Source organism: Rhodoferax sp. GW821-FHT09E07 (assembly GCF_059416145.1).
In genome coordinates this window covers 372,250-394,756 of sequence record NZ_JBWKOP010000006.1, presented here as the reverse complement: position 1 = coordinate 394,756, position 22,507 = coordinate 372,250, and the positions used below count along the sequence as shown (strand labels likewise).

General features: G+C 62.4%; 24 protein-coding genes. 7 read left to right on the top strand and 17 right to left on the bottom strand.

Annotation, left to right across the window (positions count from 1 at the left end; translation table 11 throughout):
- Nucleotides 1–376: 376 nt before the first annotated feature.
- Genes AC07OE_RS14410 through AC07OE_RS14400 form a run of 3 tightly spaced genes read left to right on the top strand, consistent with a single transcriptional unit; the run spans nt 377 to nt 3,493 of the window.
- The gene (locus tag AC07OE_RS14410) at nt 377–1,324 is read left to right on the top strand and encodes an alpha/beta fold hydrolase (RefSeq protein ID WP_495071261.1); all 948 of its coding nucleotides are present in this window, start codon (nt 377–379) and stop codon (nt 1,322–1,324) included.
- A gap of 12 nt (nt 1,325–1,336) precedes the next feature.
- Nucleotides 1,337–2,893 (top strand): sensor domain-containing diguanylate cyclase, encoded by a 1,557-nt coding sequence (locus tag AC07OE_RS14405; protein ID WP_495071260.1) that lies wholly within the window; start codon nt 1,337–1,339, stop codon nt 2,891–2,893.
- 21 nt (nt 2,894–2,914) lie between these two features.
- On the top strand, nt 2,915–3,493 hold the full coding sequence (locus AC07OE_RS14400; protein WP_495071259.1) for an NnrU family protein: 579 nt from the start codon (nt 2,915–2,917) through the stop codon (nt 3,491–3,493).
- 14 nt (nt 3,494–3,507) lie between these two features.
- Here AC07OE_RS14400 and AC07OE_RS14395 read toward each other — a convergent pair whose 3' ends face one another.
- Both AC07OE_RS14395 and AC07OE_RS14390 read right to left on the bottom strand, forming a co-directional pair.
- Entirely contained in the window at nt 3,508–3,717 is a 210-nt protein-coding gene (locus AC07OE_RS14395) for a DUF2788 domain-containing protein (protein ID WP_495071258.1), read from the bottom strand.
- Nucleotides 3,717–4,562, bottom strand: a complete 846-nt coding sequence (locus tag AC07OE_RS14390; RefSeq protein WP_495071257.1) for a DUF2189 domain-containing protein — start codon at nt 4,560–4,562, stop codon at nt 3,717–3,719. The genes AC07OE_RS14395 and AC07OE_RS14390 overlap by 1 nt, the downstream gene beginning before the upstream one ends.
- A 106-nt stretch (nt 4,563–4,668) precedes the next feature.
- On the opposite strand from AC07OE_RS14390, the gene AC07OE_RS14385 reads away from it, so the two are divergent.
- Nucleotides 4,669–5,034, top strand: coding sequence for a glutaredoxin domain-containing protein (locus AC07OE_RS14385; RefSeq protein WP_495071256.1), 366 nt, complete (start codon nt 4,669–4,671; stop codon nt 5,032–5,034).
- Between the two features lie 2 nt (nt 5,035–5,036).
- Here the strand turns inward: AC07OE_RS14385 and AC07OE_RS14380 are convergent, their stop codons facing one another.
- Nucleotides 5,037–5,528, bottom strand: coding sequence for a Spy/CpxP family protein refolding chaperone (locus tag AC07OE_RS14380; protein WP_495071255.1), 492 nt, complete (start codon nt 5,526–5,528; stop codon nt 5,037–5,039).
- Nucleotides 5,529–5,673: 145 nt separating this feature from the next.
- Here AC07OE_RS14380 and AC07OE_RS14375 point away from each other — a divergent pair, with 145 nt between their 5' ends.
- Nucleotides 5,674–6,615, top strand: a complete 942-nt coding sequence (locus AC07OE_RS14375) for a recombination-associated protein RdgC (RefSeq protein WP_495071254.1) — start codon at nt 5,674–5,676, stop codon at nt 6,613–6,615.
- A 44-nt stretch (nt 6,616–6,659) separates the two neighbouring features.
- Nucleotides 6,660–7,574 (top strand): dienelactone hydrolase family protein, encoded by a 915-nt coding sequence (locus tag AC07OE_RS14370; RefSeq protein ID WP_495071253.1) that lies wholly within the window; start codon nt 6,660–6,662, stop codon nt 7,572–7,574.
- On the opposite strand, the gene AC07OE_RS14365 is transcribed toward AC07OE_RS14370, so the two are convergent.
- The 7 genes from AC07OE_RS14365 to AC07OE_RS14335 form a co-directional block, all read right to left on the bottom strand.
- A complete protein-coding gene (locus AC07OE_RS14365; protein ID WP_495071252.1) occupies nt 7,571–8,128 on the bottom strand; it encodes a glycine zipper domain-containing protein in 558 nt (185 codons plus the stop codon). The genes AC07OE_RS14370 and AC07OE_RS14365 overlap by 4 nt on opposite strands.
- A 95-nt stretch (nt 8,129–8,223) precedes the next feature.
- The gene (locus AC07OE_RS14360; protein ID WP_495071251.1) at nt 8,224–8,973 is read right to left on the bottom strand and encodes an aspartate/glutamate racemase family protein; all 750 of its coding nucleotides are present in this window, start codon (nt 8,971–8,973) and stop codon (nt 8,224–8,226) included.
- Nucleotides 8,974–8,981: 8 nt separating this feature from the next.
- Complete coding sequence (locus AC07OE_RS14355; protein ID WP_495071250.1) at nt 8,982–9,701, bottom strand: GntR family transcriptional regulator; 720 nt, start codon at nt 9,699–9,701, stop codon at nt 8,982–8,984.
- A complete protein-coding gene (locus AC07OE_RS14350) occupies nt 9,698–10,585 on the bottom strand; it encodes an ABC transporter permease (RefSeq protein WP_495071249.1) in 888 nt (295 codons plus the stop codon). The genes AC07OE_RS14355 and AC07OE_RS14350 overlap by 4 nt, the downstream gene beginning before the upstream one ends.
- Nucleotides 10,582–11,502 carry an ABC transporter permease gene (locus AC07OE_RS14345; protein ID WP_495071248.1) on the bottom strand — a complete coding sequence of 307 codons (921 nt, stop codon included), beginning with the start codon at nt 11,500–11,502 and terminating at the stop codon, nt 10,582–10,584. The genes AC07OE_RS14350 and AC07OE_RS14345 overlap by 4 nt, the downstream gene beginning before the upstream one ends.
- A 27-nt stretch (nt 11,503–11,529) precedes the next feature.
- The gene (locus tag AC07OE_RS14340) at nt 11,530–12,810 is read right to left on the bottom strand and encodes an ABC transporter substrate-binding protein (protein ID WP_495071247.1); all 1,281 of its coding nucleotides are present in this window, start codon (nt 12,808–12,810) and stop codon (nt 11,530–11,532) included.
- 62 nt (nt 12,811–12,872) lie between these two features.
- A complete protein-coding gene (locus AC07OE_RS14335) occupies nt 12,873–13,913 on the bottom strand; it encodes an ABC transporter ATP-binding protein (protein WP_495071246.1) in 1,041 nt (346 codons plus the stop codon).
- A 232-nt stretch (nt 13,914–14,145) separates the two neighbouring features.
- Between AC07OE_RS14335 and AC07OE_RS14330 the strand changes: the two genes are divergently transcribed.
- Entirely contained in the window at nt 14,146–14,472 is a 327-nt protein-coding gene (locus tag AC07OE_RS14330) for a low molecular weight protein tyrosine phosphatase family protein (RefSeq protein WP_495071245.1), read from the top strand.
- Here the strand turns inward: AC07OE_RS14330 and AC07OE_RS14325 are convergent.
- The 7 genes from AC07OE_RS14325 to creB form a co-directional block, all read right to left on the bottom strand.
- The gene (locus AC07OE_RS14325; protein WP_495071244.1) at nt 14,406–15,725 is read right to left on the bottom strand and encodes a biosynthetic peptidoglycan transglycosylase; all 1,320 of its coding nucleotides are present in this window, start codon (nt 15,723–15,725) and stop codon (nt 14,406–14,408) included. The two genes, AC07OE_RS14330 and AC07OE_RS14325, sit on opposite strands and share 67 nt — an antisense overlap.
- A gap of 39 nt (nt 15,726–15,764) precedes the next feature.
- Entirely contained in the window at nt 15,765–16,322 is a 558-nt protein-coding gene (locus AC07OE_RS14320) for a hypothetical protein (RefSeq protein ID WP_495071243.1), read from the bottom strand.
- Nucleotides 16,319–17,170 (bottom strand): exosortase Q, encoded by an 852-nt coding sequence (gene xrtQ / locus AC07OE_RS14315; protein WP_495071242.1) that lies wholly within the window; start codon nt 17,168–17,170, stop codon nt 16,319–16,321. The genes AC07OE_RS14320 and xrtQ overlap by 4 nt, the downstream gene beginning before the upstream one ends.
- A 15-nt stretch (nt 17,171–17,185) precedes the next feature.
- On the bottom strand, nt 17,186–19,294 hold the full coding sequence (locus AC07OE_RS14310) for a VIT and vWA domain-containing protein (protein WP_495071241.1): 2,109 nt from the start codon (nt 19,292–19,294) through the stop codon (nt 17,186–17,188).
- Between the two features lie 165 nt (nt 19,295–19,459).
- The gene (locus AC07OE_RS14305; protein ID WP_495071240.1) at nt 19,460–20,257 is read right to left on the bottom strand and encodes a hypothetical protein; all 798 of its coding nucleotides are present in this window, start codon (nt 20,255–20,257) and stop codon (nt 19,460–19,462) included.
- 10 nt (nt 20,258–20,267) lie between these two features.
- Nucleotides 20,268–21,734: a two-component system sensor histidine kinase CreC gene (gene creC, locus AC07OE_RS14300; protein ID WP_495071239.1), complete on the bottom strand. Its 1,467-nt coding sequence runs from the start codon at nt 21,732–21,734 to the stop codon at nt 20,268–20,270.
- On the bottom strand, nt 21,731–22,462 hold the full coding sequence (creB, locus tag AC07OE_RS14295) for a two-component system response regulator CreB (RefSeq protein ID WP_495071238.1): 732 nt from the start codon (nt 22,460–22,462) through the stop codon (nt 21,731–21,733). The genes creC and creB overlap by 4 nt, the downstream gene beginning before the upstream one ends.
- Between the last annotated feature and the right edge of the window lie 45 nt (nt 22,463–22,507).

Below are 22,507 nucleotides of genomic sequence, written 5' to 3'. Positions count from 1 at the left end.
TACTTGATGGAGGGCTTCAAACGCGGGTTGCAACCCGGCTTCTTTGCAGATGTTCACATCTTTTTTTCGATTTAGAAAAAGATGGATAAACGCGGGGGAGTTGGGTCGCCTGCTATTTACTTAAATTACTTATTTAAAGATAGTAGTAGTAGATAAGGATGCCACTCTGCTGTGGACAAGCTTCTTTTCTTTAAATGAATCAATGACTTAGCCAAGCTCAACCCTTGTGGGTGACTGTGCTTTGTTTTTGCTTCATGAAATGGGATAACTTTGTTTTTTGGCATGCGCCTGTGGATAACTACTGGCTTATGCGAAATCTATGCACAGGTTTATTCTTTTGGCACGGTAGGTGCCGACGCAGGTAGAGTTCAGCCCCATGAAACTTGTTGTCCGTATTTTGGAGGTGTCGCTGATTGCGATGCTGATGTTTGTGCTTGCGGGCGTGATTGCCACGTGGGCGCCAGACCGTTCGGTGGCCCAACTGTCTACGCGGTGGGCCCGAGCGCCGTCACAGTTTGTGGCGGTGGCCGGCATGCAGGTGCACTTGCGGGACGAAGGTCCTCGCAATGACCCCAACCCCATTGTGCTGATCCACGGTACGGCTTCCAGTCTGCATACGTGGGATGGCTGGGTACAGAATCTCAGCGCTACCCGCCGTGTGATTCGGTTCGATTTGCCGGGATTCGGTTTGACGGGGCCAAATCCGCAAAATGACTATTCCATGGCCGCGTACGTGCAGTTTGTGCAGCAGGTGCTCGACACGTTGGGTGTGAAACAGGCGGTGTTGGGGGGAAATTCGCTGGGTGGGCAAATTGCCTGGGAGTTTGCATTGGCCCAACCCCAGCGCGTGACGCAGTTGATTCTGGTGGATGCGGGTGGTTACCCCATGCAATCGCAGTCCGTGCCCTTGGGTTTTCGCTTGGCACACATTCCCGTCCTGGGCCGTCTGATGGAATACACCCTGCCACGTGGCGTGGTCCTGAGCAGTGTGCGCAATGTATACGGAAACCCCGCCAAGGTAACGCCGGAGCTGGTGGACCGGTATTACGAGTTGACCTTGCGTGCCGGCAATCGCTTGGCACTGGTCCAGCGTCTGGCGCAGATGCGCTGGGAGCATGTGGAGCAAATTAAAACCCTGAAGTTGCCCACTCTGGTTCTTTGGGGCGCGCAGGACAAGCTGATTCCGTTGGACAATGGCAGGCACTTTGCCGCTGATATTGCAGGTGCGCGGCTGGTCGTGTTTGAGCAGTTGGGGCATGTTCCCCAAGAGGAAGACGCCCAAAACACTCTTCCCGCAGTTCGAGAGTTCCTGAAAATTATCTGAAACGGTGTTGCCATGGCTGACAAAAAAGCATTTGAGATTGCCCGGGAAACGCTCAAGCAACTGACGGCCCGCAAGTTGACGCCGACGCCTGCCAATTACCTGGCGATCTACAACGAAATTGCCGGTATTCCCCATGTGCCGCACTTTCCTGCCGACATGCTGCGTGACATCTCGCAGGGACTGCCCGTCAAAACACCGGGCCAGCAGAAGCAGAAGGGTCTGCTGGACTACGCCATCGACCGCCTGAACTGGGAGGGCGTGAAGTCGGCACTGATCGCCTATGGTGGTTTTGTTCCTGTCAATGGCACAGCAAATGATGGTGCAGCGGCGCCAGTCTCCAATGGCGTTGCGGTTGCAGCACCGGCCGTGGGTAGTGCTATTTCCACAGAGTTTCTGGGCCAGATGGGGCGGTTGATCGAATACGCATTGCCCGCGCTTGGCTCTGACGATCCGCGTTTCAACGAACAAACCGACAACCTGCTCAAGGCCATGCGCCAACCCGGTGCCGATGTTGCTGCCATCAAGCTCATGCTGGTGAACTACAGCCATCGCCTGTCATTTGCCGCCGAAGACCAGGCAGAAATTCGGGTGACCTTGCTCAAGCTCTTGCACCTGGTGTTTGAGAACGTGGCCGAGTTGAGCCTGGATGAGCAGTGGCTCAAGGGCCAGATGGATGCGTTGATGGAAGCCGCCACACCACCACTGACACTACGCCGGCTAGACGATGTGGAACGGCGTTTAAAAGACGTTATCTTCAAACAAAAAGACGCTAAACAGCGCGCCCTGCAAACGCAGGAAGAAATGCGCACCATGGTGGCCACCTTTATTGACCGTCTGTCCCAGATGAGCCGTTCGACGGGAACCTTCCAGGAGAAGCTGGAAGAAAGCGCCCGTTTGATTGAACAGGCCAAGACATTGGCGGACATTGCCCCTGTGCTCAAGGACGTGGTGGGCACTACCCGCAACATGGCGCGTGAAAGCCAGACCTCGCGCCAGGAGCTGGAGGCTCTGCGTGAGCGGGCTAGCCAGTCCGAAGCAGAGCTGGTCCGTTTGCACCAGGAATTGGACCGGGTCAGCTCGCAAGCGCGGCATGATCCACTTACTGGTGCCTTGAACCGCAAGGGACTGGATGAAGCGTTGAACCGCGAGGTATCCAATGTGCGGCGCAAGGAATTGCCGCTGAGCGTGGCCTTGCTGGACATCGACAACTTCAAAAAGCTCAACGACACCCTGGGCCACGCAACGGGCGATGCGGCGCTCAACCACTTGGCTTCGGTGGCCCGTGAATGCATGCGCCCGCAAGACACATTAGCCCGTTACGGTGGCGAAGAGTTTGTGATTTTGCTGCCCGATACACCTTTGGACAAAGGCATTGATGCCATGACCCGTCTGCAGCGCGAGCTCACCAAACGGTTCTTCCTGGCGGGTACCGAGAAATTGTTGATTACCTTCAGCGCCGGCGTCGCACAACTGGCTGCAGGTGAAGAGCCTACCAATGCCATTCGCCGTGCCGACCAGGCCATGTACCTGGCCAAACGTGCGGGGAAAAACCGGGTGTTGGGCGCGTAATGGCATAACAGGAGAGTTGCCATGGGCTATTTGTTGCTGGGATTGGTGGTGTTTTTGGGAGTGCACTCGGTGCGCATGGTTTCGGACACGTGGCGCACACGGGCGATGGGCCGCTGGGGCGAGGGCGCTTACAAAGTTGTGTACTCCCTGTTGGCAGCCGTCGGTCTGGCACTCATTGTCTGGGGCTTTGGCGTGGCCCGCGAAACCCCGGTGGTGCTGTGGACCCCACCCAGTGGTATGCGCCATCTGGCGGCGTTGTTGACGCTCCTGGCCTTTGTGCTGTTGGCGGCAGCCTATGTTCCGGGCAATGCCATCAAGGCGCGCTGGCGCCATCCCATGGTGCTCGCTGTCAAAACCTGGGCACTGGCGCACTTGCTCGCCAATGGCAACCTGGCCCACGTGCTGCTGTTTGGTGCGTTTCTGCTGTGGGCAGTCGCCAACTTCATTGCCTGCCGAAAACGGGACCGCGCCTTGGGTGTTACCTACCCGGCGGGTACTGCCAAGGCTACCGGTTTGACTATGGTGGTAGGGGTGGCAGCCTGGGCTGTGTTTGCCTTTGTGCTGCATGGGCTGCTGATTGGCATTCGCCCCATTGGTTGACCCGCGTTGGGGCTCTACCGGGTCAGCACCCACTGGATGACGAATTTGGCGGCAAAGCCCACCATGCCAAACGCCAAGCCCAGAAACAGCACAAACGTTCCGAACTTGCCAGCCTTGGACTCCCATGCCAGCTGTCCGATGATGAACAGCATGTAGAGCATGAAGCCACCCACCCCAAAGGTGAGGCCAAAACTGGCAATTTGCTCTTCGCTAAAACCAAACATCAGCGTTGCCCGGGACGTACATAGGGCGCGGAGTAGGCCTCGCGGGCGGGTAATGCGGAAGCATCTACCAGCTCACGGTAGGCATGCCAGCTGGCGTGGCCGAGCATGGGGATCACCGGAATCAGGCCCAGCAGCAGCGACCCCAGGCCCAGCAGGGTGAACCCCATGATGAGTGCTGCCCACAGTGCCATGGGAATGGGGTTGGCCAGGATGGTTCGCCAGCTCGTCAGCACTGCCTGCAACAGCGTCACACGGCGGTCCAGCAACAAAGGCATGGAGACCACGCTGGAAGCAAACAACGGTGCCGCCAGTACGCCACCCAAAGCCAGCCAGAGTTCAAACAGCCAGCTGTCGGGTGCCAGCACCACGTAGCGGACAAATTCCAGGGGTGTATTCACAGGCACGGGCGCCAGCAGGGTAATCAGGGCCGCCGAGGTCAGCACCCAGCCGGTGGCCGCTGCGGCCAGCAGTGCGCCAAATTGCACCATGCACCAGTAGTCGTTGCCCCATTTGTTGAAATGGCTGTTCTGCCAGTTCAACCAAGTCTTGGCCACCACCCGCCAGTCCGCGGTTTCCTTGCGCTCCAGCGCACGGCTCAGGGCATAGAGGCTGGTCGCGAGTACCGGGGCAATCACCAGAAAACCTGAGAGTGCACCGGCCAGCAGCCAAAAACGATGGTGTGCCACTGCCACGATGGCCGCACCGAATGCCGCCAGCACGAACCCATGTGCAAAGCTCACCCAGCCGGCGCGCAACATGTCGTGCCAGGCCAGACCTAGCCACGCCAAAGGGCGCATCAAGCTGATGGTGTGGATGGGTGGGGGTGAGAAGGGACGTTTAGCCATGGTGGTAGACCAATCCTACCCAGTGTAGGCGCCGATCAGCCCCTAAATTTTGATGGGGATCAAGGGCCCACCGCATAATAAAAAATCAACCCTATCAGGATCGTTTATGCCCCGTCCCATTCTGGATGAATCTCACATTCACCCCGCCATACGTCAACGCATTGCCACCCATCAGCAAGACATTGTTCAGGAAGTGCAGGCTGCCGTGGCCGCCCATGCGGTGGTGGTGGTGGGCATGGGGCTCAACCCCATGCCGAAGAAAGCACGGGCAGCGCTAGACGCTGCGGGGGTGCCCTACACCTACCTGGAGTACGGCAGCTACTTCAACACCTGGCGTCGGCGCAACGCACTGAAAATGTGGACCGGCTGGCCCACATTTCCCATGGTGTTCGTCAAAGGCACACTGGTAGGCGGTGCCACCGACGTACAGGCCCTGATCGCCAGTGGCGAGCTCAAGGCGCTGTTGGCCTGAGCTTATTTGCGCTCGCCACCCCGGTGGCCGCCCATGCGGGCGTGTTCTTGGTCAAACACTTTTTGTTGTTCGGGGCTAAGCACCGCGTAGAAGGTTCTGATTGCTTCATCGCGCTTGTCCATCTGGGCTTGCATATCTGCCATGTGCTGGGTGCGCAGAGCGCGGATCTTGTCCAGGCGTTCCGGGGTGCTCAGCTTGTCCAGTTCTGCACGGTCGGGGCGCTGTTTGGCGTCGCGGGCTGGCGGCTTCATTGCGGTGGTGAAGGTGGTCCAGGCGCTCTCCTGGGCCGCAGTAATTTTCAGCTTGGTTTTCAGCTCGGCCACGTGTTTGGCATGCATCTCTTCCATCTTGGCGGGATCCATGCGTTGGTGGTGTTCCATGCGGGGCTTGCCGTCCGTGGCGGGGGCATTGGCGGCAGGCTGTTGCGCCATGGCCGAGAAGCCGGCACCGGCCAGAACGCTGGCAACTACGAGAGATTTGAAAACGGGTTTCATGGTGTGTCCTTTACTCATCTGCCTGCAGCGGGTATCGCATCAGGTTGAGACCAAGTGTGTGGGGGCTGTGTAACTCGCCCATTGCGCCGCCATGTGGGTTTGTAAAGTTGCGTGAAAATGCACGGTCTATAGAAATGGGTCAAAAGTGTTCAAAAACATGATGGTGTACCGCTTGGTGTCGGCATGGTCGACAACGCAGGCGCAGTTGGAAGAGGCGCTGGATGGCGCACGGTTTGTGGAATGTGGCGCCAGCCAGGAGAAGTCCGTGGGTTGGACCGAACCGCGTGGCCAGGCCAACGGCCCGCTGGTGGAGATTGTGGGTGGCCAGTGGCTGCTCAAGCTCATGATCGAGGTCAAGAGCGTGCCGGGCTCCGTGGTCAAGCGCAAGGTGCAAGAACAGCTGGCCCACATCGAGGCCACCACGGGCCGCAAGCCTGGCAAGAAAGAGGCGCGCGAGATCCGGGATGATGCCCGTCTGGCCCTCTTGCCCATGGCGTTCACCAAGCAGTCCAGCGTGCAGGTGTGGATAGACCCCAAGGCAGGACGCCTGGTGCTGGACGCCGGCAGCCAGGCCAAAGCCGACGAGGTGATGACGGCCTTGATCAAGGCCGTGGACGGCCTGGCCGTGCAACTCATCAACACCCAGTTGGCACCGGCCACCGCCATGGCGCATTGGCTGGGCACGCAGGAAGCGCCACCAGACTTCAGCGTGGACCGGGAGTGCGAGCTGAAAGCCGCTGACGAATCCAAGGCCGTGGTGCGCTACACGCGCCACGCGCTGGACACCGACGAAGTGGCCCAACACATTGCACTGGGCAAGATGCCCACGCGCCTGGCCATGACCTGGAATGACCGGGTGTCGTTCGTGCTGACCGAGGCGCTGCAGCTCAAAAAGATTGCCTTCCTGGACACCGTGTTTGAGGAAGCCGCCAAGGCTGCAGGCGATGGCAAGGACGACAACTTTGACGCTGACGTGGCCATTGCCACGGGGGAGCTGGTACAGCTGATTCCGGACTTGCTGGAGGCGTTGGGCGGCGAGGTTGCCTTGGGCGAAAACCCTGCTGCGGGCGCAGTCACAGCGGTGTAACGGCTTTCCCGCTAAGCTGACTTCTTTTTTTGGGAGGCTGGCCCATGCAACGCAAAACCGCGCAGGACTTTGACCAGGAACTGCTGATTCTGTTTGATGCCTATGTGCACGGCATCGTGGACCGGCGTGGATTTCTGGAGCGTGCCCAGAAGTTTGCGGTGGGTGGGGTGACGGCGGCGGGCTTGCTGGCTGCACTCAGCCCCAACTTCGCGGCCGCCCAGGTGGTGCCCAAAGACGATGCGCGCATCAACACCCGCACGGTCGACATTCCATCCCCCGCGGGCTACGGCAGCATCAAGGGCTATCTAGCCCGCCCAGCGCAGGCCACGGGCAAGTTGCCCACCATTTTGGTGGTGCACGAGAACCGCGGGCTCAACCCCCACATCGAAGACATTGCGCGTCGCCTGGCGTTGGCGGGCTACTTGGTGTTGGCGCCTGATGCGCTCACCCCACTGGGTGGCTACCCCGGTGATGAGGACAAGGCCCGTGATGCCTTTGCCAAACTGGACCAGACCAAGACGCGTGAAGACTTTGTGGCGGCTTCGCGCTACCTGCTGAACCATGCCGAGGGCACGGGCAAGTTGGGTGTGGTGGGCTTTTGCTACGGGGGTGGCATGGCCCACATCCTGTCGGTGCGCCTGCCAGAGCTGGCAGCGGCGGTGCCCTTCTACGGTAACCTGCCTGCACCCGAAGATGCCGCCAAGGTGAAGGCGCCGCTGCTGGCCCACTTTGCGGCGGTGGACGAACGCATCAACGCGGCCTGGCCCGCCTATGAAACGGCCCTGAAAGCCGCCGGCGTGCGCTACACGGCCTACCAATACGCGGGCACGCAGCACGGGTTCAACAACGACACCACGCCCCGCTTTGATGCGGCCGCCGCGCAACTGGCGTGGGACCGCACCCTGGCATTTTTTGCCCAGACCCTGCGCGCCCAAGGCGCAGCGCTAGTCATGGCTTAGTCGTCGAAACGGTCGTGGCCATGACCGTGGTGGCGGTGGTGCTTGTCCCAGCCGCGGTGGTAGTGGTGGCCAAAGTCATGGCGGTAGTCGTCGCGGTAGCCCGCCTGCTCATAGTGCCCGCCTGGGCCGTAGCCACGCGCTTGGTATTGGCGTTGGGTCACGCTACGTCCCACACCGGCACCTGCTGCTCCACCCAGGCCCGCGCCGACGATGGCACCGCTACGACCTCCCACGGATTGACCGACCGCCGCACCAGCTGCACCGCCGACAGCGCTGCCAATGACCGCACCATTGCGACCGGAACCATGCGTGGTGACCGCAGCGCCAGCAGCGCCGCCCAAGGCGCCACCGACTACCGCACCGCTTCTACCGCCCATGGATTGACCAAGCACCGCGCCGGCCGCAGCGCCTACGCCGCCACCCAGAAGGGGCGTCCATTCGTCCGCATGGGCGGTATGAACCAGGGCCAACAGACCCAAGGCTGCGGTACCCGCGCGCAGGCTGCGGACCAGCTGGCCAGGAAACCGGGTGGGGTGAGAAGACGAATGCGTCATAGGTAGCAAGGGGCCGGAGCCCGTACCGCCAGAGGTGGCGGTTTATGCGCTTTCAACGCCCTGCCCACCGGGACGATGACGCCAATTACAAGGCTTTACACCTGCAGCAGCTTGTTACGACTGCCCAATGCGATTAGTTCGGGGGCCAGGTTGTCCCACGGCACGTCGAAACCGTTTTCCCTGTTGGGGCTGGGTGGCAGGGCCAGTGCATGGCGCGTGCCGGCCAGCACACTGTCAATGACCGGTATGTCCACATACGGCTGGATCAGTGCTGCCAGACCCGCCAGACCGGCGCCGCCGAGCACAATGGACTGGGCGGCCCATTGTGTGGCGGCTTCCTGGCAGGCCTTGGTGAGCAGGGCCACGGCGGCTTGCGGGTTGCTGGCCAGTTCGGCGCCACTGGGTGCCACGGTCTGGATGCCGGCCAGCGCGGACGCATGGCCCAGCGAATAGGCGAGGCGTTCCAGCATGGGTTTCCAGCGTTCACCGCCGGTGACGACGGCAAACCGCCCCCGCGTCGCCGCCTCCGCGAATGCTGCTTCCGCCAGACCCGTGACGGGTGCCGCACTGCCCTGGCGCAGGGCCAGCAAGCCGGGGTCCCCAAAGCAGCCGATCAGGATGGCATCCGGCACCTGGGGGTTGTCTTGCAGCGCCGCGGCCCAGCGGTCCAGCAGGGCGTGGCTGGCGATGGCGTAGCTGGCCTCGCAGGCAATGTAGGGGGCGCCAAAGCGGGCCGTCACGGTCTTGACCTGCACCTGTGGGCCGGCAGCAGCCTGGGCGTGGGTCTGCAACAGCGCACTGACGCTGTGCGAGGTGTTGGGATTGATGACCAGTAGCTGGCGCATGGTGCGCTCTAGGACGCCGAGGGTGGAACGGCATCCCCAAACAGCGAGAGCAGGTCCGGCACATCGCTCTCAGGCTGGTTGAACTGCAGCTGGGTCTCCAGCTGTGCCAGGTGTTCGCGCATCAGGCGGGCGGCCTCGCGCGGGTCGCGCAGGCGAATCGCGTCCAGCAACGCACGGTGTTCATCGCAACCGCAGGACGTAGCTTCCACGCGCGCCTGCGTATGGTTGTTGCTGTAGGTCATGAGGATCAGCGAGGTGCGCGACACCAGCTCGCGCAGGATGCGACCCAGCGTCTGGTGGTCCGAAGCATTGGCGATGTGCAGATGGAAATCCCCAGAGAGGCGGATGGCGCGGCGCATGTCACCTGCCACACGGGCAGCCTCTTCGTCGTTGATGCACTGGGTCAGCACCGCAATGTCATCGGCCGTGGCACTGGCGATGAAGCACTCAATGAGCGTGGGCTCGATCATGCGGCGCACCTCAAACACCTCCCGCGCCTCTTTTTCGGTGGGCTGTGCCACGGTGGCGCCGCGGTTGGGCGTGAGGGTCACGATCTGCTCGTTGGCCAGGCGCACCAGCACGGGCCGCACGCGCGTGCGTGACACGCCAAAGGCGCTGGCCAGTTTTTCCTCGATGAGCTTGGTGCCTGGAGGCAAGCGGTGGTCCAGGATGGTGGCCACCATGCGCTCGTAAATCTCGTTTTCTGTCAGAGCGACAAAATCAGTCATGCAGTCCGCCGGTTGGCTGGCTTCCTGGCCAGCAGTTTGGACAGGCCCACGGCCAGCCCCATCACCAGAAACGATACCACCATGGTCACCGTGCCCAGCGCGTAGATGGAGGGGGTGGTGACCGTGGTGGTGAGGCCCTGCAATTCGAGGGGCAGCGTGTTCACATCGCCGATGGCCTGCGAGGTGCGGGCAATCTCATCCCAACTCAGCGTGAAGCCGAACATGCCAATGCCCACCACGGACGGTGCAATCAGCGGCAGCACCACGTGGCGAAAGCCCTGCCAGGGTGTGGCACCCAGGTCGCGTGCGGCTTCTTCATAGGCGGGGTTGAAGCGGTTGAAGATGGCAAACATGATGAGCAGGCCAAAGGGCAGCGTCCAGGTCAGGTGCGCGCCCAGGGCCGAGGTGTAGATGCCCAGCGCAGTGCCGTAATTCTCCAGCACGCCGTCCATGCCAAAGGCCTCCAGCACCTTCTTGATGCCGCTGTCCAGCAGGCGGAACTCCAGGCCGATGCCCAGTGACACGATGATGGACGGCATGATGAGGCTGGCCACCACGGTGAAAAACAGGATGTTGGCAAAGCGCAGCTTTTTGCGAAAGGCCAGGCCTGCCAAGACCGAGAACACCACGGTAAACGCCATGACGGTGAGACCCAGACCCAGAGAGCGTTTCAGGGCGGCGGTGATGTCTACCGTTCCCAGCCCCTCGGCAAGTTTGCGGAACCAATGCAGCGAGGTGCTCTGCATGGGAAATGTCAAACCGCCGTCCGGGCCCTGGAAGCTCAGCACCACGATGACCAGCATGGGCCCGTAGAGGAACAGCACGTAGGCGGCGAAGAACGCGGCCAACAGCCAGAAAGCGGGGGAGTGTTTGTCGGAGTTCATAGTTCTTTGCGGATGTCGACCATGCGGGTCAGCGCCCAGATGATCATCAGCACAATGGCCAGCAACACCACCGCGTTGGCCGCGGCCAGCGGGAATTGCAGGTACGAGGTTTGCACCTGGATGATCTTGCCCACCGAGGCGATCTGCTGCCCGCCCATGACACCGATGGTCACGAAGTCACCCATGACGATGGTGATGACAAAGATGGATCCGATGATGATGCCGGTGCGGCACAGGGGCACGATCACATTCCACAGCGTTTGCCAGGCCGTGGCCCCGCTGTCGCTGGCGGCCTCAATGAGGCTGCGGTCTATGCGCATCATGCTGTTGAAGATGGGCACGATCATGAAGGTGGTGAACAGGTGCACAAATGCCAGCACCACCGAGAAATCGGAGAACAGCAACCACTCCACCGGCTTGTCGACCAGGCCCATGGTGGTGAGCACATCATTGACCAGGCCGTTGCGGCCCAGGAGCGGCACCCAGGCGATCATGCGGATCACGTTGGACGTCCAGAACGGGATGGTGCACAGCACGAACAACACCACCTGCACGCCGCTGGATTTGACGTGGAAGGCCAAAAAGTACGACACCGTGAAGCCGATGACCAGCGTGAGCAGCCACACCAGCACACTGAACTTGAACGTGGACAGGTAGGTCTTGACGGTGACGCACAGGTCACCGGACTCGTTGCGCGACAGGCAGCCGTCGAAGATGGCCAGGTAGTTTTTGAACGTGAAGCCCGGCAGCATCTCGTACTGGTTGTAGTCCCAGAAACTCACCATCAGCACCAGGGCCAATGGAATCAAAAAGAAGAGCGCAAACACCGTGGTGAGCGGCAGGGCCTGCCACCAGGCCGCAAGCGTGCGGCCCGGGGCAGAGGCCGCCGGAAGTGAGGGTGTGGAGGGTGCGCTCATGGTGTTTTCACTTCCTATGCAGGGCTATCAAGCAGCCACAAACTCGTTCCACTTCTGGACCATGTAGGCGTTTTCGTCCATCACGGCGTTCCAGCAGGCAATGCCGCCCATGCGTTGCTCATAGCTGCCGCCGTCGCGCACTTCGCCCTTCTTGGCCAACAGGTCGCCGTGTGGGCTCTTGATGTCCTGGGTGGCGGGCTTGCCTTCCATCCAGTAGGCCCATTCGTAGGCTTCCATCTTGGACTTGGCGGTTTCCAGCACGGCGCTGTAGTAGCCCTGGCGGTTCAGGTAGGCACCGGCCCAGCCGTCCAGGAACCAGTTGATGAACTCGTACGCACCGTCCAGCTTTTTGCCGGACAGGGTGGCGGGCAGGCCGAAGCCGGAGGCCCAGGCGCGATAGCCTTCCTTCAGGGGCTGGAAGTTGCAAGCAATGCCCTTGGTGCGCACGGCGGTCACGGCGGGCGACCACATCGACTGGATCACCACTTCGCCAGACGCCATCAGGTTCACCGACTCGTTGAAGTCTTTCCACAGGCTGCGGAACTGGCCTTGCTTCTTGGCTTCGATCAGGGTCTTGATCGTCAGATCAATTTCCTTCTTGGTCATGTTGCCCTTGTCTGGGTACTTGTAGATGCCCATGGCTTCCACGACCATGGCGGCGTCCATGATGCCGATAGAAGGAATGTTCAGGATGGCGGCCTTGCCCTTGAATTCGGGGTTCAGCAGCTCGGCCCAGGAGGAAATGGGGCGCTTGATCAGGTCGGGGCGAATGCCCAGCGTATCGGCGTTGTACGTGGTGGGAATCAAGCTCATGTACTGCGTGGGGCTCTTGGCGAACACCTTGCTCTTTTCGCCTTCCAGGAAGATGGTCTTCTTGGGTGCAGTGCCCTGGTCACCCACGGCCTTGCCGGCCACCATGCCGGTGGTGAACAGGCTGGTGATTTTGTCGGCGTTCTTGATGCGCTTGGTGTCGATGCCCTTCAGGTTGCCGGTGGGCACGATGTTCTTGAGCGAGAAGTACTCGGTGTCGATCAGGTCGAAGCTGTTGGGGGCGGTGACGGCGCGCTTGGTCACGTCGTCGGTGGTGACGGCCACGTACTGGATCTTGATGCCGGTGTCTTTTTCAAACTTGTCGGCAATGTCCTTGTCCTGGTTCGTGGCGGTGCCCAGGTAGCGCAGCACCAGCTGGTCGGCCGAGTGCACAGCGGGGAACACGCCTGCGGCCAGGATACCGGCGGTGCCTTTGAGCAGGCTGCGGCGTTGCATGGGAGCAGCGTTGGAGAGGGTGTCTTTCAGATCGTCAGCCATGGGAAAACTCCTTTGAGAAGGTCGGGAGGGGGTTAAAAACTTCTTGCGAAGACAGGGGGAACTCAGTACGCCAGCGGGTGTGCTGCGGCTGGCGCCCAGCTCAGCTGCACGGTCTCACCCACGGCGTAGGGCCGCTGGGCAAAGGTGGCTTCGGACACCATCACCGAGATCTCGGCCGTGGTGTGCGCGGTGTGGGCCACGCCGGGGTTTTGCAGGCCCAGCAGCACATAGGTGCCCTGGTACTCCACATCCGTGATCACGGCGCGCTTGGTGTGCGGGGCATCGGTGTTGGCACTGGTGGCGGGCGTGACCTGCATCTGGTCGGTGCGCACACCAATCTTGCCGCCGGAGGTTTCTAGCACGTTGTGGCCACCCATGAAGCGCGCCACAAACTCGCTGGCGGGCTTGTTGTAGACCTCGTGCGGGCTGCCCACCTGTTCGATGACGCCGTGGTTCATCACCACCATGGTGTCGGCCAGGGCCATGGCCTCTTCCTGGCTGTGGGTCACGTGGATGAAGGTCAGGCCCAGCTCCTTTTGCCAGCGGCGCAGCTCGGCACGCATCTGGATGCGCAGGAAGGGGTCCAGTGCGGAGAGGGGTTCGTCCAGCAGCAGCACGCGCGGCTGGGTGATCAGCGCGCGGGCCAGGGCCACACGCTGTTGCTGGCCGCCTGACAGTTCAGCCGGTTTGCGGTCCGCCAGGTGGCCCATGGCTACGCGCTGCAGCAGGTCTTGCGCCTTGGCATGGCGTTCGAGCTTGTCCACGCCTTTCATCTTCAGGCTGAAGGCCACGTTGTCCAGCGCGCTCAGATGGGGGAACAGCGCAAAGCTCTGGAACATCATGGCCGTGCCGCGTTCGGCAGCGGGCAGGTCAGTGATGTTGCGGTTCTCCAGCAGGATGTCGCCGTCAGACGCCGACTCGTGCCCCGCAATCATGCGCAGCGTAGTGCTCTTGCCGCAGCCCGAAGGGCCCAGCAAGCAGCAGTAGCTGCCGCTGGCGATGCGCAGGTTGATGTTGTCCACGGCAGGCTTGCCCTGGGCGTAGCGTTTGCTCAGTCCTACGACCTCGATGGCCGCGGCCTGCAGTGGGGTGGTGGCGTTCATGTCAAGGCTTATGCAAAGCCTGTGCCAACTTTGTACACAATGTTTTTGCAGCATTGTGTACAAAATGCACCGGGTTTGTGCGTTGCAGCAAAACCAGAGGTGACTTCAGTGCTTGATTTGGTGCAGTGCGGGGCTGCTCCCTGGTGCAAAATGCTCCTGATTTAATAGCTGCTAGCGCATATTCGACGGGGGCTAGAGCCCTAAAATGCCTCTAACTCCGAGCCGCAGCCCCATGAACCTCCTTTTTGTGTGCAGCCGCAACCAGTGGCGTAGCCCCACGGCCGAACAGGTCTGGCGCAAGCACCCTGGCCTCTCGGTGCGCTCTGGCGGCACCAGCCGCAATGCGCGCCACCCGGTGTCCGAAGCGGACATCCTGTGGGCCGACGCGGTATGCGTGATGGAAGACAAACACGCCGCCCAGCTCAAAGCCAGCTTTAGGGAGCTGCTACAGGGCAAGCCCCTGCACGTGCTGGATATTCCGGACGACTACCGTTACATGGACCCGGAGTTGGTTGAACTGGTCCGCAGCGGCGTGGCAGGGATCTTGGGGCTGGACTGAACCCAGACCAGCTGTGGCAGCGCCTCCATTAGCGCTGCCCGCTCCTTTTTAGGCAAAGGCCGCAGGCCTGCCGCCACCCACTGGGCGCGCTCCAGGTTGATGGAGCCGCGGGCTTTCCAGCGCTGGGCTTCCAGCGCCGGGTTGTGCAGCATGGCGGCCAGCCACACGGCCTGGGCGGCGGTGAGTTGGTCGGCGCGCTTGCCAAAGTAGGTGTGGGCCGCGGCCTGCGCGCCGCACACGGTGGCGCCCCAGGGCGCGTGGTCCAGGTACAGGCGCAGGATGCGAGCCTTGCCCAGGGTTTGTTCCATCTCCACTGCGTAAAGCAGTTCGCGCAGCTTGCGCACGGGGGAGCGCTCGCCGCCCGTGACCAGCAGCTTGGCCACCTGCTGCGACAAGGTGCTGGCGCCGCGGAGGGGGGCGTCTTCGGCCTGGTTGCTGCGCAGGGCCTTGTTCATCTCCACCAGGTCGTAGCCGGGGTGTTCGTAAAAGCGCTGGTCTTCGGCAGCCAGCACGGCGCGGGCCAGCAGGCTGTCGGCGCGCACGTTGGCCCGCGCCATGGCCACGGGCAGGCCCTGGCTGCATTGGCTTTGCGCCTGCGCCCAGGCTTCGGTGCCCAGGCCTTGCACGGCCATGCCCTCCAGGCGCGGCTGCACCGTCAGCGCCTTGCCGGGCAGCTCCAGCGTGGCCTTCAGCGAAAACGTGCCGTCGATCTGCGCGGTGACGACCTCGGGGATGGCGTTGGCAAACAGCGCGTAGCCGTCGGCCACCGGGGTGGTGGGCACATCGATGTGCAGCGTGATGCCGGTGGGGCGCAGTGCGCCGTGCCAGGTGGCGGTGACGGCGCCGCTTTGCAGCGTGCCACGCAGTTCGGTGGCGTTGCGGCGCACGGTCATGCGGGCCTCTTGCAGGCGGATTGGCTCACCGCCCCAGCTGGTGCTGCGCAGCGTGCAGGGTTGGCAGTGCAGACTGAGTTGCTGGGTGGCGTCGTCCCAGGCCATGTGCACATCGCCTAGGCGTGTGGGCAGGGTGCGGCCATGCAGCTGCCTGGCAATCCACGGTGTGCTCCCCCACTGCACGAGTGCAGCCACGCCCACGTCCATGGTCAGCGGGCCTACGCGCAGCGTGGTGGCCCAGTCACCCGGCGCCGGGCGCACGATGGCGCGGGCCGTGAACAGCAGGGCGCTCAGGCCCAGCATGGCCAGCACCGCGGTAAACACCAAAACCCGGGCCGTGGCCCACAACAGTTTGCGCACAACATCATCCTTGCAAGAACACTACAGACTTAGACAGACTTAAAGCGGGGTGGCCACGGTGATGGCTTTCCACGGCCCCGTGGACTGGCCCGCGGCAGATGCCCAGTACCAGGCCGAGGCGTCGGTAAAGCCCTGTCCCTGCGCGTCTTCAATGCGTTCGCACACGCGCACGGCGCGGCCACCGCGGTCCGCCACAAAGCAGCGCCAGCGCGTGTGGTCTGCTTGTTCTTCCAATTGCTCGTTGCGGATGCGGTAGCCCAGGCCGCGGTAGCAGTCGGTGGCGGGGTGCAGCATGCGTGTGGGCTGTTTCACGGTGCGCAGCACCAGCACCTGGCGGCCATCGGTCATGCGCGCCAGCGTGCCGGGGAAGTGGCGCGCAAAGCGCAGCTCCACCTCGCTGAGCGCCAGCGGGCGCAGCGGTGTGCCTTGCCATTCGGTGGGCAGTTCGACGCTCTGCGTCGCCGTGTTCGCGTCGTGTGGTGTGGAGCGCTCAGCCACGGCTTGGCCGATGCCCCACAGCGCACACAGCGGCAGCAGCGCGGCCCACAGCGTTTTGTGCAGCACGCGGTTCAAGAAACGGTTTTCCAGAAAGCTCATGATGTCGCGCGCTCCAAAAATCCATTGCGGCCCATGGTCCAGGCAATGCCACCACATACTGCGGCCAGTACCAACAGGCCCACGGCGTCATGGCCCCAGCCGGGCAGGTGGGCGCCAGACGCTTGGGTGGCGACCAGCACGGTGTTGCGCAGCACATTGCCCAGCAGCACCAGCGCACCCACGATGGGCAGGCGCAGCAGAAAGGTCTTGTTGGGTTTGTTGGTCGCCAAGGCCACCACACAGGCCGTGAAGTAACCCAGCCACGCCATCTGCACGCCCGAACAAGGCGCGTCCACGATGATGAGCTGCCCATTCACCACCAGGCTGCTGCCCGTGCGCTCCACGGTGTGGGCGATGGACAGCAACCAGCGGCTGGCTTCGGCCGTGACCACGCGCAGCGGAAAGCCTGCATAGAACTGCAGCGATGCCAGCAAGGGCAACGACAACACCGACAGGCCCAGCACCGGTGCGGTGGCCACGCGCGCAGGCAGAAAGGCGATGAGCCCCGCGGCCACCGACAGCAGGCCGATGAGCGCCACTACCAGGTCTGGTAGCTGCTGGTGCAGCGCCGTGGTGAGCACGGCACCGGCCAGCGCCGTCACCTGAAAACCCAGGCGCGGCGCGGCACGCAGGTGCCTGCGGTGTAGCCACAGCACGCCGCCCAGGGCCGCCAGGGCCAGCAGCCCCAGTGGGTCATCCGAGCCGTCCACCATGCGTTGGCCCATCCACCACCAGGTGGGCCACAGCGCCAGGGTCAGCAGGGCTAGCCAACGCCATTCGGGCGCGGTGTCCAGCGCGATGCCAAAGCGCACAAAGCGGGGCATGTGCAAGAGGCGGGGCAGTGCCATGGCCGGATCTCCTGCTTAGCTGGTGTAGTGGTGGGCGCGCAGGGCGGCGCGGCGGCGGCGGTGCGCCAGCATCGCCAGCACCGACAGCGTTACCAGGATGGCGCCCCATGTGGCGGGTTCGGGCGTGCTGGGTACTTCAGCACCCAGGGCCGAGTTCTCCACACCTTGCGGCAGGGGCGAAGGCTGGTTCACGCTGGGGCTGTCCGCAGGCGCCTTGTTGCGCACCACCTGGTCCACGGCCAGGAAGCTGGTGTACTGGGTCAGCAGGCTGTACTTCAGGCCCAGGTCGGTGATGGCGTCCTTGGCTGCGCTGCCGCCTTCCAGGGCTTCCTGGTCGCTGAGTGCGGCAATGCGGTGGCGAGCCCACAGGTGGCGCAGGGCGGCGGTGTCGGTGGCATTGCTGGCGTTGATGGGCATGCTGAAGTGCAACGGGCCGCTGGCCGAGTTGCCGTCCACGATCAGCGTGCCCTTGGCCTCACCCTTCCATTTGCCAAACACGATGAGCGGGCGCTGGGCCAGCAAGTCGGGCAGCTGGCGGGGTTCCACGTCGTACACGTCCAGGCCTTCAAAACGCACCTTCACATTGGTGAGCACGGGGGAGTCAATCATTTTGCGGAAGCGGGCGGCTTGTTCGGCGGCCTCGGCGGGTTTGGTGATGATGAAGGGTTCGCCCATGCCCGCACGGGCCAGGCCTTCCATGAGGTGGCGGTTCACGCTGGAGCCAATGCCGAAGGAAAACACGTTGGCACTCGACAGGTTGTTGCGCACCAGCTCAAAGGCTTCGCGCTCTACGGTCACGTAGCCGTCGGTCACCACCACCACGGTGCGTGACACATCTGCGTTCTTGGGCTGGGCATACACGCGCTTCAGCGCGGGGATCAGCTCGGTGCTGCCACCGCCGCCTTCCTTGTCGATGGTGCGGATGGCTTGGTCGATATTTGCCTTGGTGGCGGGCACCGAGGTCGGGCTCAGGAAGTTGTTGCTGCCCGAGAACAGCAGCACATTGAAGGTGTCGCTAGGGCGCAGGCCACCAATCAGCTCGCGCAACACCACCTTGGCCGTGTCCAGCGGAAAGCCGTGCATGGAGCCCGAAATGTCCACCACAAAGATGTACTCGCGCGGTGTGATGGCGGTGGCGGCCGGGGCCTTGGGCGGCTCCACCATGGCGAGGAAGAAGTTCTCGTCCTGGCCCTTGTAGAGCATCACGCCGGTCTCGATCTTGTCACCCGCCAGGCGGTAGTTCAGGATGAAGTCGCGGTTGTTGGTCGGCTCGGCCGTGGGGCTCAGGCCCACCACGGTGGCGCCACCCTGCTCGGTGTAGCTGCTGATGGTGTGCGAGCTGGAGCGCACTTCCTTCACGCCAATGGGCGTGTTCAGCGTCACATGGATATCAAACGCAGGGGCGGTGGCGCTGGTGGGCGTGTTCTGGCCTTGGGGCAGGATGGGCTGGGCCACCCAGGTGGCGTTGGCCTGGCCGCTTTGCGGGCTGTTGTAACGCGGGCCCACCACGGTGGGGAAGACGAACTGGTAGTTGCCATCGGTGGGCAGCAGCAGCTCGGTGTAGCGCAGCTCCACCTTCACATCGTCGCCGGGCATGATGTTGGCCACGTTCATCTGGAACACATTGGGCAGGTACTGCTCCAGCAGCGCGGCGGTCTTGCCTTCCTGCTTGGCTGCGTCGTACTCGATCTTGGCTTGTTGCTTTTCGCGGATCTTGGCGGTGATGAGGCGATCCGCCAGGCGCACGTTCATGCCGTGCACTGCGGCGCGCGTGGAGCCGGGGAACACGTACTTGGCTTCGATGGCGCGTTGGCCTTCGTTCTTGTAGGTCTGCACCACAGTTACGTCGGCAATCACGCCGCTGACCTTCACATTCACCTGGGTGGACTTGAGCGGCAACTGGTCCACACCAGGGTTGTCGCTTTTGACGAAGAAATAGGGGCTCTCGGTTTTGAGGCGAGGTGCCGCATCGCGGTCTTGCGCGTGCGCCGGGGGGCTGATGGCCAGCGCGACAAAGCAGGCGGCTGAGAGTGTGGTGGTGGCCAGCCAGAGCCAGCGCGAAAGGCGCGCGGGAGGCTCGGTGTCGGCGGCGTTGGGGGCCTGGTGGGTAGCAACAAGTGCCATGGGGCTTCTCCATTCGGCGTGCGGTATTGCACGGTGGAGAGAGCATCCCGCCGGGGGGAGAAGTCAGTTTGAAGCGGCTAGGGGCTTGTGTGAAGTCTGTGTGAAAACGGGGTGAAGGAATCAACATTCAATAGCGCTACAAGCACATTCCATTGAATAGAACGTTCAATCTCCAAACGGATCTAAGGGAGATTTGTTCGGAACTGCTGCATGTATGCGAGTTGCGCGACTGGCGGAGGCCGGTACTTGTGCATCGTGAAGCATGTATCCACCAACGCATCCCCGTGGTTCAAAATTGTGAATATCACCAAGAGTGATCCAGCTATAAAGATCGAGAGCAAAAATACAGAACCAACGAGGGCCTACGTCCTCCTGTGTCCACACGCATTCGTATCTCAACTTCCCATTGCTGGTGACAAGCACGTCGACGTTCTTTGCAGCTCGATTGAGCTTTAAAGTCTCGACAAAGTGCGTGTGATGAGCTGGGATCGATTCCATCGTCGCAACATTCCCATTGATCTTTGCACTTGGTAGAGGAGGAGTGACCTGAAATGGCGTACCTGGTTTGAGTGGGTTGCGGTAGAGCGCCGCATGGAAACCGCCTACCCATCGACGAATTGCGCCATGAACATCCAAATTTTGGAACGTCGCGAAAGAGCGGTCCAAGTTGGGTTCGTGAATAAGTTTGATGCCTAAATGGGTGTCCGCTGGATTTAATGAACGGTAACGTTGCGCCGCAATGAGTTCTCCGACCTTTTCGTCATTCAGTTTGTTTGCGTTATTGCAGCGGACATGCGCCCGCAGTTTGAGGGGCGGGTTGCGGTCAGTTTTGTCGAAGCAACTCTGTGGCGGAATGTGGTCATGATCGGTCTGATCGGATGAATGAATTTCCAAGCCGCAGACATGGCAGAAAGAAAGGTCTCGTATAGCTCTTAGATCGCGCTGAGAAACGACACTGATCATGATTGGTTGGTCAGTCCGTGCGGTGCCTTAGCCACAGTGCCGCAACAGCACCGGATCCTTCTGCTTCAGGCCGATTGCCCAGCTCAATCCGCCCCCGGTGCAGCGAAGCAATCTCTTTCACAAAACTCAACCCCAGCCCCGTGCTCTTTTTCTTGGAATGCGGGCGGGCCAATGAGTAGAACTTCTCAAACACCTTGTCTTGCGCGTAGCCGGGGATGCCGGGGCCTTGGTCGCGCACGGTGATCTGGGCCCAGCGGCCTTGTACTTGCAGGCCCAGTTCGATGTGGCCGCCTTCGGGGGAAAAGTCCAGCGCGTTGTCCAGCAGGTTGCTAACGGCGCGGCGCAGCAGGAAGGGGTCGGCCTCCACCGTCACGTCGTCGCTAGCGGCCACGGTGATGCGACAGCCACGCTGGGTGGCTACGCCGTGCGAGGCGTGGGCCAGCTCGTCCAGCAGGGGCAGCAGGGCGACGGGCTGGGCGTTGTCGAGCACGCGGCGGGTCTCCAGCGCGGTGAGCTCCATCATGCGGTCCACCATCTCCTGGATGCGCTGGGTCTCGCGCTGGATGTTGGTGAGGAAGCGCTGGCGCTGGGCTTCTTCCATGGGCTCTTGCAGCAGCTCGGCGGCGCCGCGGATGGCGGACAAGGGGCTTTTCACTTCGTGCGTGAGGGTCTGCACATAGTCGGCCACGTAGTTGCGCCCGGCCAGCGCGTCGCGCATCTCGTCGTAGGCGGCGCGCATCAGGTCCCAGGCACGGCGCAGCAAACGGCCGGGGTGAAAGCCCTGCTGCGCCTTGATGTAGCGCGCGTAGTCGGCAATCAGGCCGAAGGGCCGCACCAGCCACATGGACACCATGACGGCCAGCACCAACACTGCCAGCACCGAGATGAGCCCCGCGTAGAGCGTGCGGCTGCGCGCGGCGGCCACAAACTGGCCAAAGGTTTGCACCGGCTTGCCCACGGTGACGGCACCAATGATTTCGCCGCTGCCCGCGCCCTGTGCGTTGCTGGTCCAGCGCACGGGGGCGGCCATGTACATGACGGCGGAGTTGGGGTCGCCCGGAATGTCCAGCGTGGTGCGGGCGCCGTATTCGCCCTTGAGCGTGAGCTGCACATCGCGCCACTGCGAGAAGTTTTTGCCATGTGACTGACCCGTGGAGTCGTAGACCACGGTGCCGTTGCGGTCGGTCACGTAGGCGCGCAGTTCCACCTTGGTTTTATTGACGGTGAATATCTGGGCGCTGAATTCGCGTGCGTAGGCGGCCTTGAACAGGCTGTCGAGCCGCGCCGTGTCGATGGCGCCGTCGCGCACGTCTTGTTCGATGAGCGTGGCCAACAACTGCGAGGTTTCCACCAGCGACTCTTCGGCGGACTCGCGGTAACGCGGGTCCAGGTCGCTGACCACGCGGTAGAGCACGGCGGCCATGCCGATCGCGTAGATCAGCAGCAGCCCGAAAAAGATGCGGCTTCTTTTGCTCAAGGCGTGGCCGGTAGTTCTTCGCTCAGCGCGTAACCGCTGCCGCGCAGGGTGCGGATGGGGTCGTGGCCGGGGGCCACGAGTTTGAGTTTGGCGCGCAGGGTCTTGATGTGGGCGTCTACCGTGCGGTCAAAGCTGTCGTTGTCGCCACCCCAGACCTGCAGCAGCAGTTCGTCGCGCGTGAACACGCGGCCAGGCTTTTGCACCAGTAGGCGCAGCACGCCGTATTCGTAGCGCGACAGCTCTAGCGCCTTGCCGTAGAAGCGGATCTGGTGGCGTTCTTCGTCCAGCGCCCAGATGGCGGGGGTGTTTGCGGGTGCTGCCGCGGCGGCTACCACCGTTGTCACGGGCCGCGCGCTGCGGCGCAGGATGGTGCGCACGCGCGCCACCAGCTCGCGCGGGGAAAAGGGCTTGGCGATGTAGTCGTCGGCGCCCAGCTCCAGGCCCACCACGCGGTCGATCTCGTCGCTGCGGGCGGTCAGGAACAGCATGGGCACCTGGTTGCCGCCGGGCAGGGCCTGCAGGCGGCGGAAGAGCTCGAAGCCGTTCAGGTCGGGCAGGCCCACGTCCAGCACGGCCAGCGCTGGCAGCTCGGCGCTGAACAGGCGAATCGCGTCCTCCGCGGTGCTGGCCCACACGGGCGCAAAGCCGTCGGTGGATAAAACGTACTGCAGCGTGTCGGCAATGCCGGACTCGTCTTCAACAATGAGGATGCGCGGTTTCAGGGCCATGGGGCGCATTGTGGCGCAAAAATGGCCTCTAGCCCCCGTGGATCA

Bases quoted from the DNA above. Each gene is read 5' to 3' on its own strand.
- AC07OE_RS14410 (WP_495071261.1), top strand. From the start codon at position 377: ATGAAACTTGTTGTCCGTATTTTGGAGGTGTCGCTGATTGCGATGCTG.
- AC07OE_RS14405 (WP_495071260.1), top strand. From the start codon at position 1,337: ATGGCTGACAAAAAAGCATTTGAGATTGCCCGGGAAACGCTCAAGCAA.
- AC07OE_RS14400 (WP_495071259.1), top strand. From the start codon at position 2,915: ATGGGCTATTTGTTGCTGGGATTGGTGGTGTTTTTGGGAGTGCACTCG.
- AC07OE_RS14395 (WP_495071258.1), bottom strand. From the start codon at position 3,717: ATGTTTGGTTTTAGCGAAGAGCAAATTGCCAGTTTTGGCCTCACCTTT.
- AC07OE_RS14390 (WP_495071257.1), bottom strand. From the start codon at position 4,562: ATGGCTAAACGTCCCTTCTCACCCCCACCCATCCACACCATCAGCTTG.
- AC07OE_RS14385 (WP_495071256.1), top strand. From the start codon at position 4,669: ATGCCCCGTCCCATTCTGGATGAATCTCACATTCACCCCGCCATACGT.
- AC07OE_RS14380 (WP_495071255.1), bottom strand. From the start codon at position 5,528: ATGAAACCCGTTTTCAAATCTCTCGTAGTTGCCAGCGTTCTGGCCGGT.
- AC07OE_RS14370 (WP_495071253.1), top strand. From the start codon at position 6,660: ATGCAACGCAAAACCGCGCAGGACTTTGACCAGGAACTGCTGATTCTG.
- AC07OE_RS14365 (WP_495071252.1), bottom strand. From the start codon at position 8,128: ATGACGCATTCGTCTTCTCACCCCACCCGGTTTCCTGGCCAGCTGGTC.
- AC07OE_RS14360 (WP_495071251.1), bottom strand. From the start codon at position 8,973: ATGCGCCAGCTACTGGTCATCAATCCCAACACCTCGCACAGCGTCAGT.
- AC07OE_RS14355 (WP_495071250.1), bottom strand. From the start codon at position 9,701: ATGACTGATTTTGTCGCTCTGACAGAAAACGAGATTTACGAGCGCATG.
- AC07OE_RS14350 (WP_495071249.1), bottom strand. From the start codon at position 10,585: ATGAACTCCGACAAACACTCCCCCGCTTTCTGGCTGTTGGCCGCGTTC.
- AC07OE_RS14345 (WP_495071248.1), bottom strand. From the start codon at position 11,502: ATGAGCGCACCCTCCACACCCTCACTTCCGGCGGCCTCTGCCCCGGGC.
- AC07OE_RS14340 (WP_495071247.1), bottom strand. From the start codon at position 12,810: ATGGCTGACGATCTGAAAGACACCCTCTCCAACGCTGCTCCCATGCAA.
- AC07OE_RS14335 (WP_495071246.1), bottom strand. From the start codon at position 13,913: ATGAACGCCACCACCCCACTGCAGGCCGCGGCCATCGAGGTCGTAGGA.
- AC07OE_RS14330 (WP_495071245.1), top strand. From the start codon at position 14,146: ATGAACCTCCTTTTTGTGTGCAGCCGCAACCAGTGGCGTAGCCCCACG.
- AC07OE_RS14320 (WP_495071243.1), bottom strand. From the start codon at position 16,322: ATGAGCTTTCTGGAAAACCGTTTCTTGAACCGCGTGCTGCACAAAACG.
- xrtQ (WP_495071242.1), bottom strand. From the start codon at position 17,170: ATGGCACTGCCCCGCCTCTTGCACATGCCCCGCTTTGTGCGCTTTGGC.
- AC07OE_RS14310 (WP_495071241.1), bottom strand. From the start codon at position 19,294: ATGGCACTTGTTGCTACCCACCAGGCCCCCAACGCCGCCGACACCGAG.
- AC07OE_RS14305 (WP_495071240.1), bottom strand. From the start codon at position 20,257: ATGATCAGTGTCGTTTCTCAGCGCGATCTAAGAGCTATACGAGACCTT.
- creB (WP_495071238.1), bottom strand. From the start codon at position 22,462: ATGGCCCTGAAACCGCGCATCCTCATTGTTGAAGACGAGTCCGGCATT.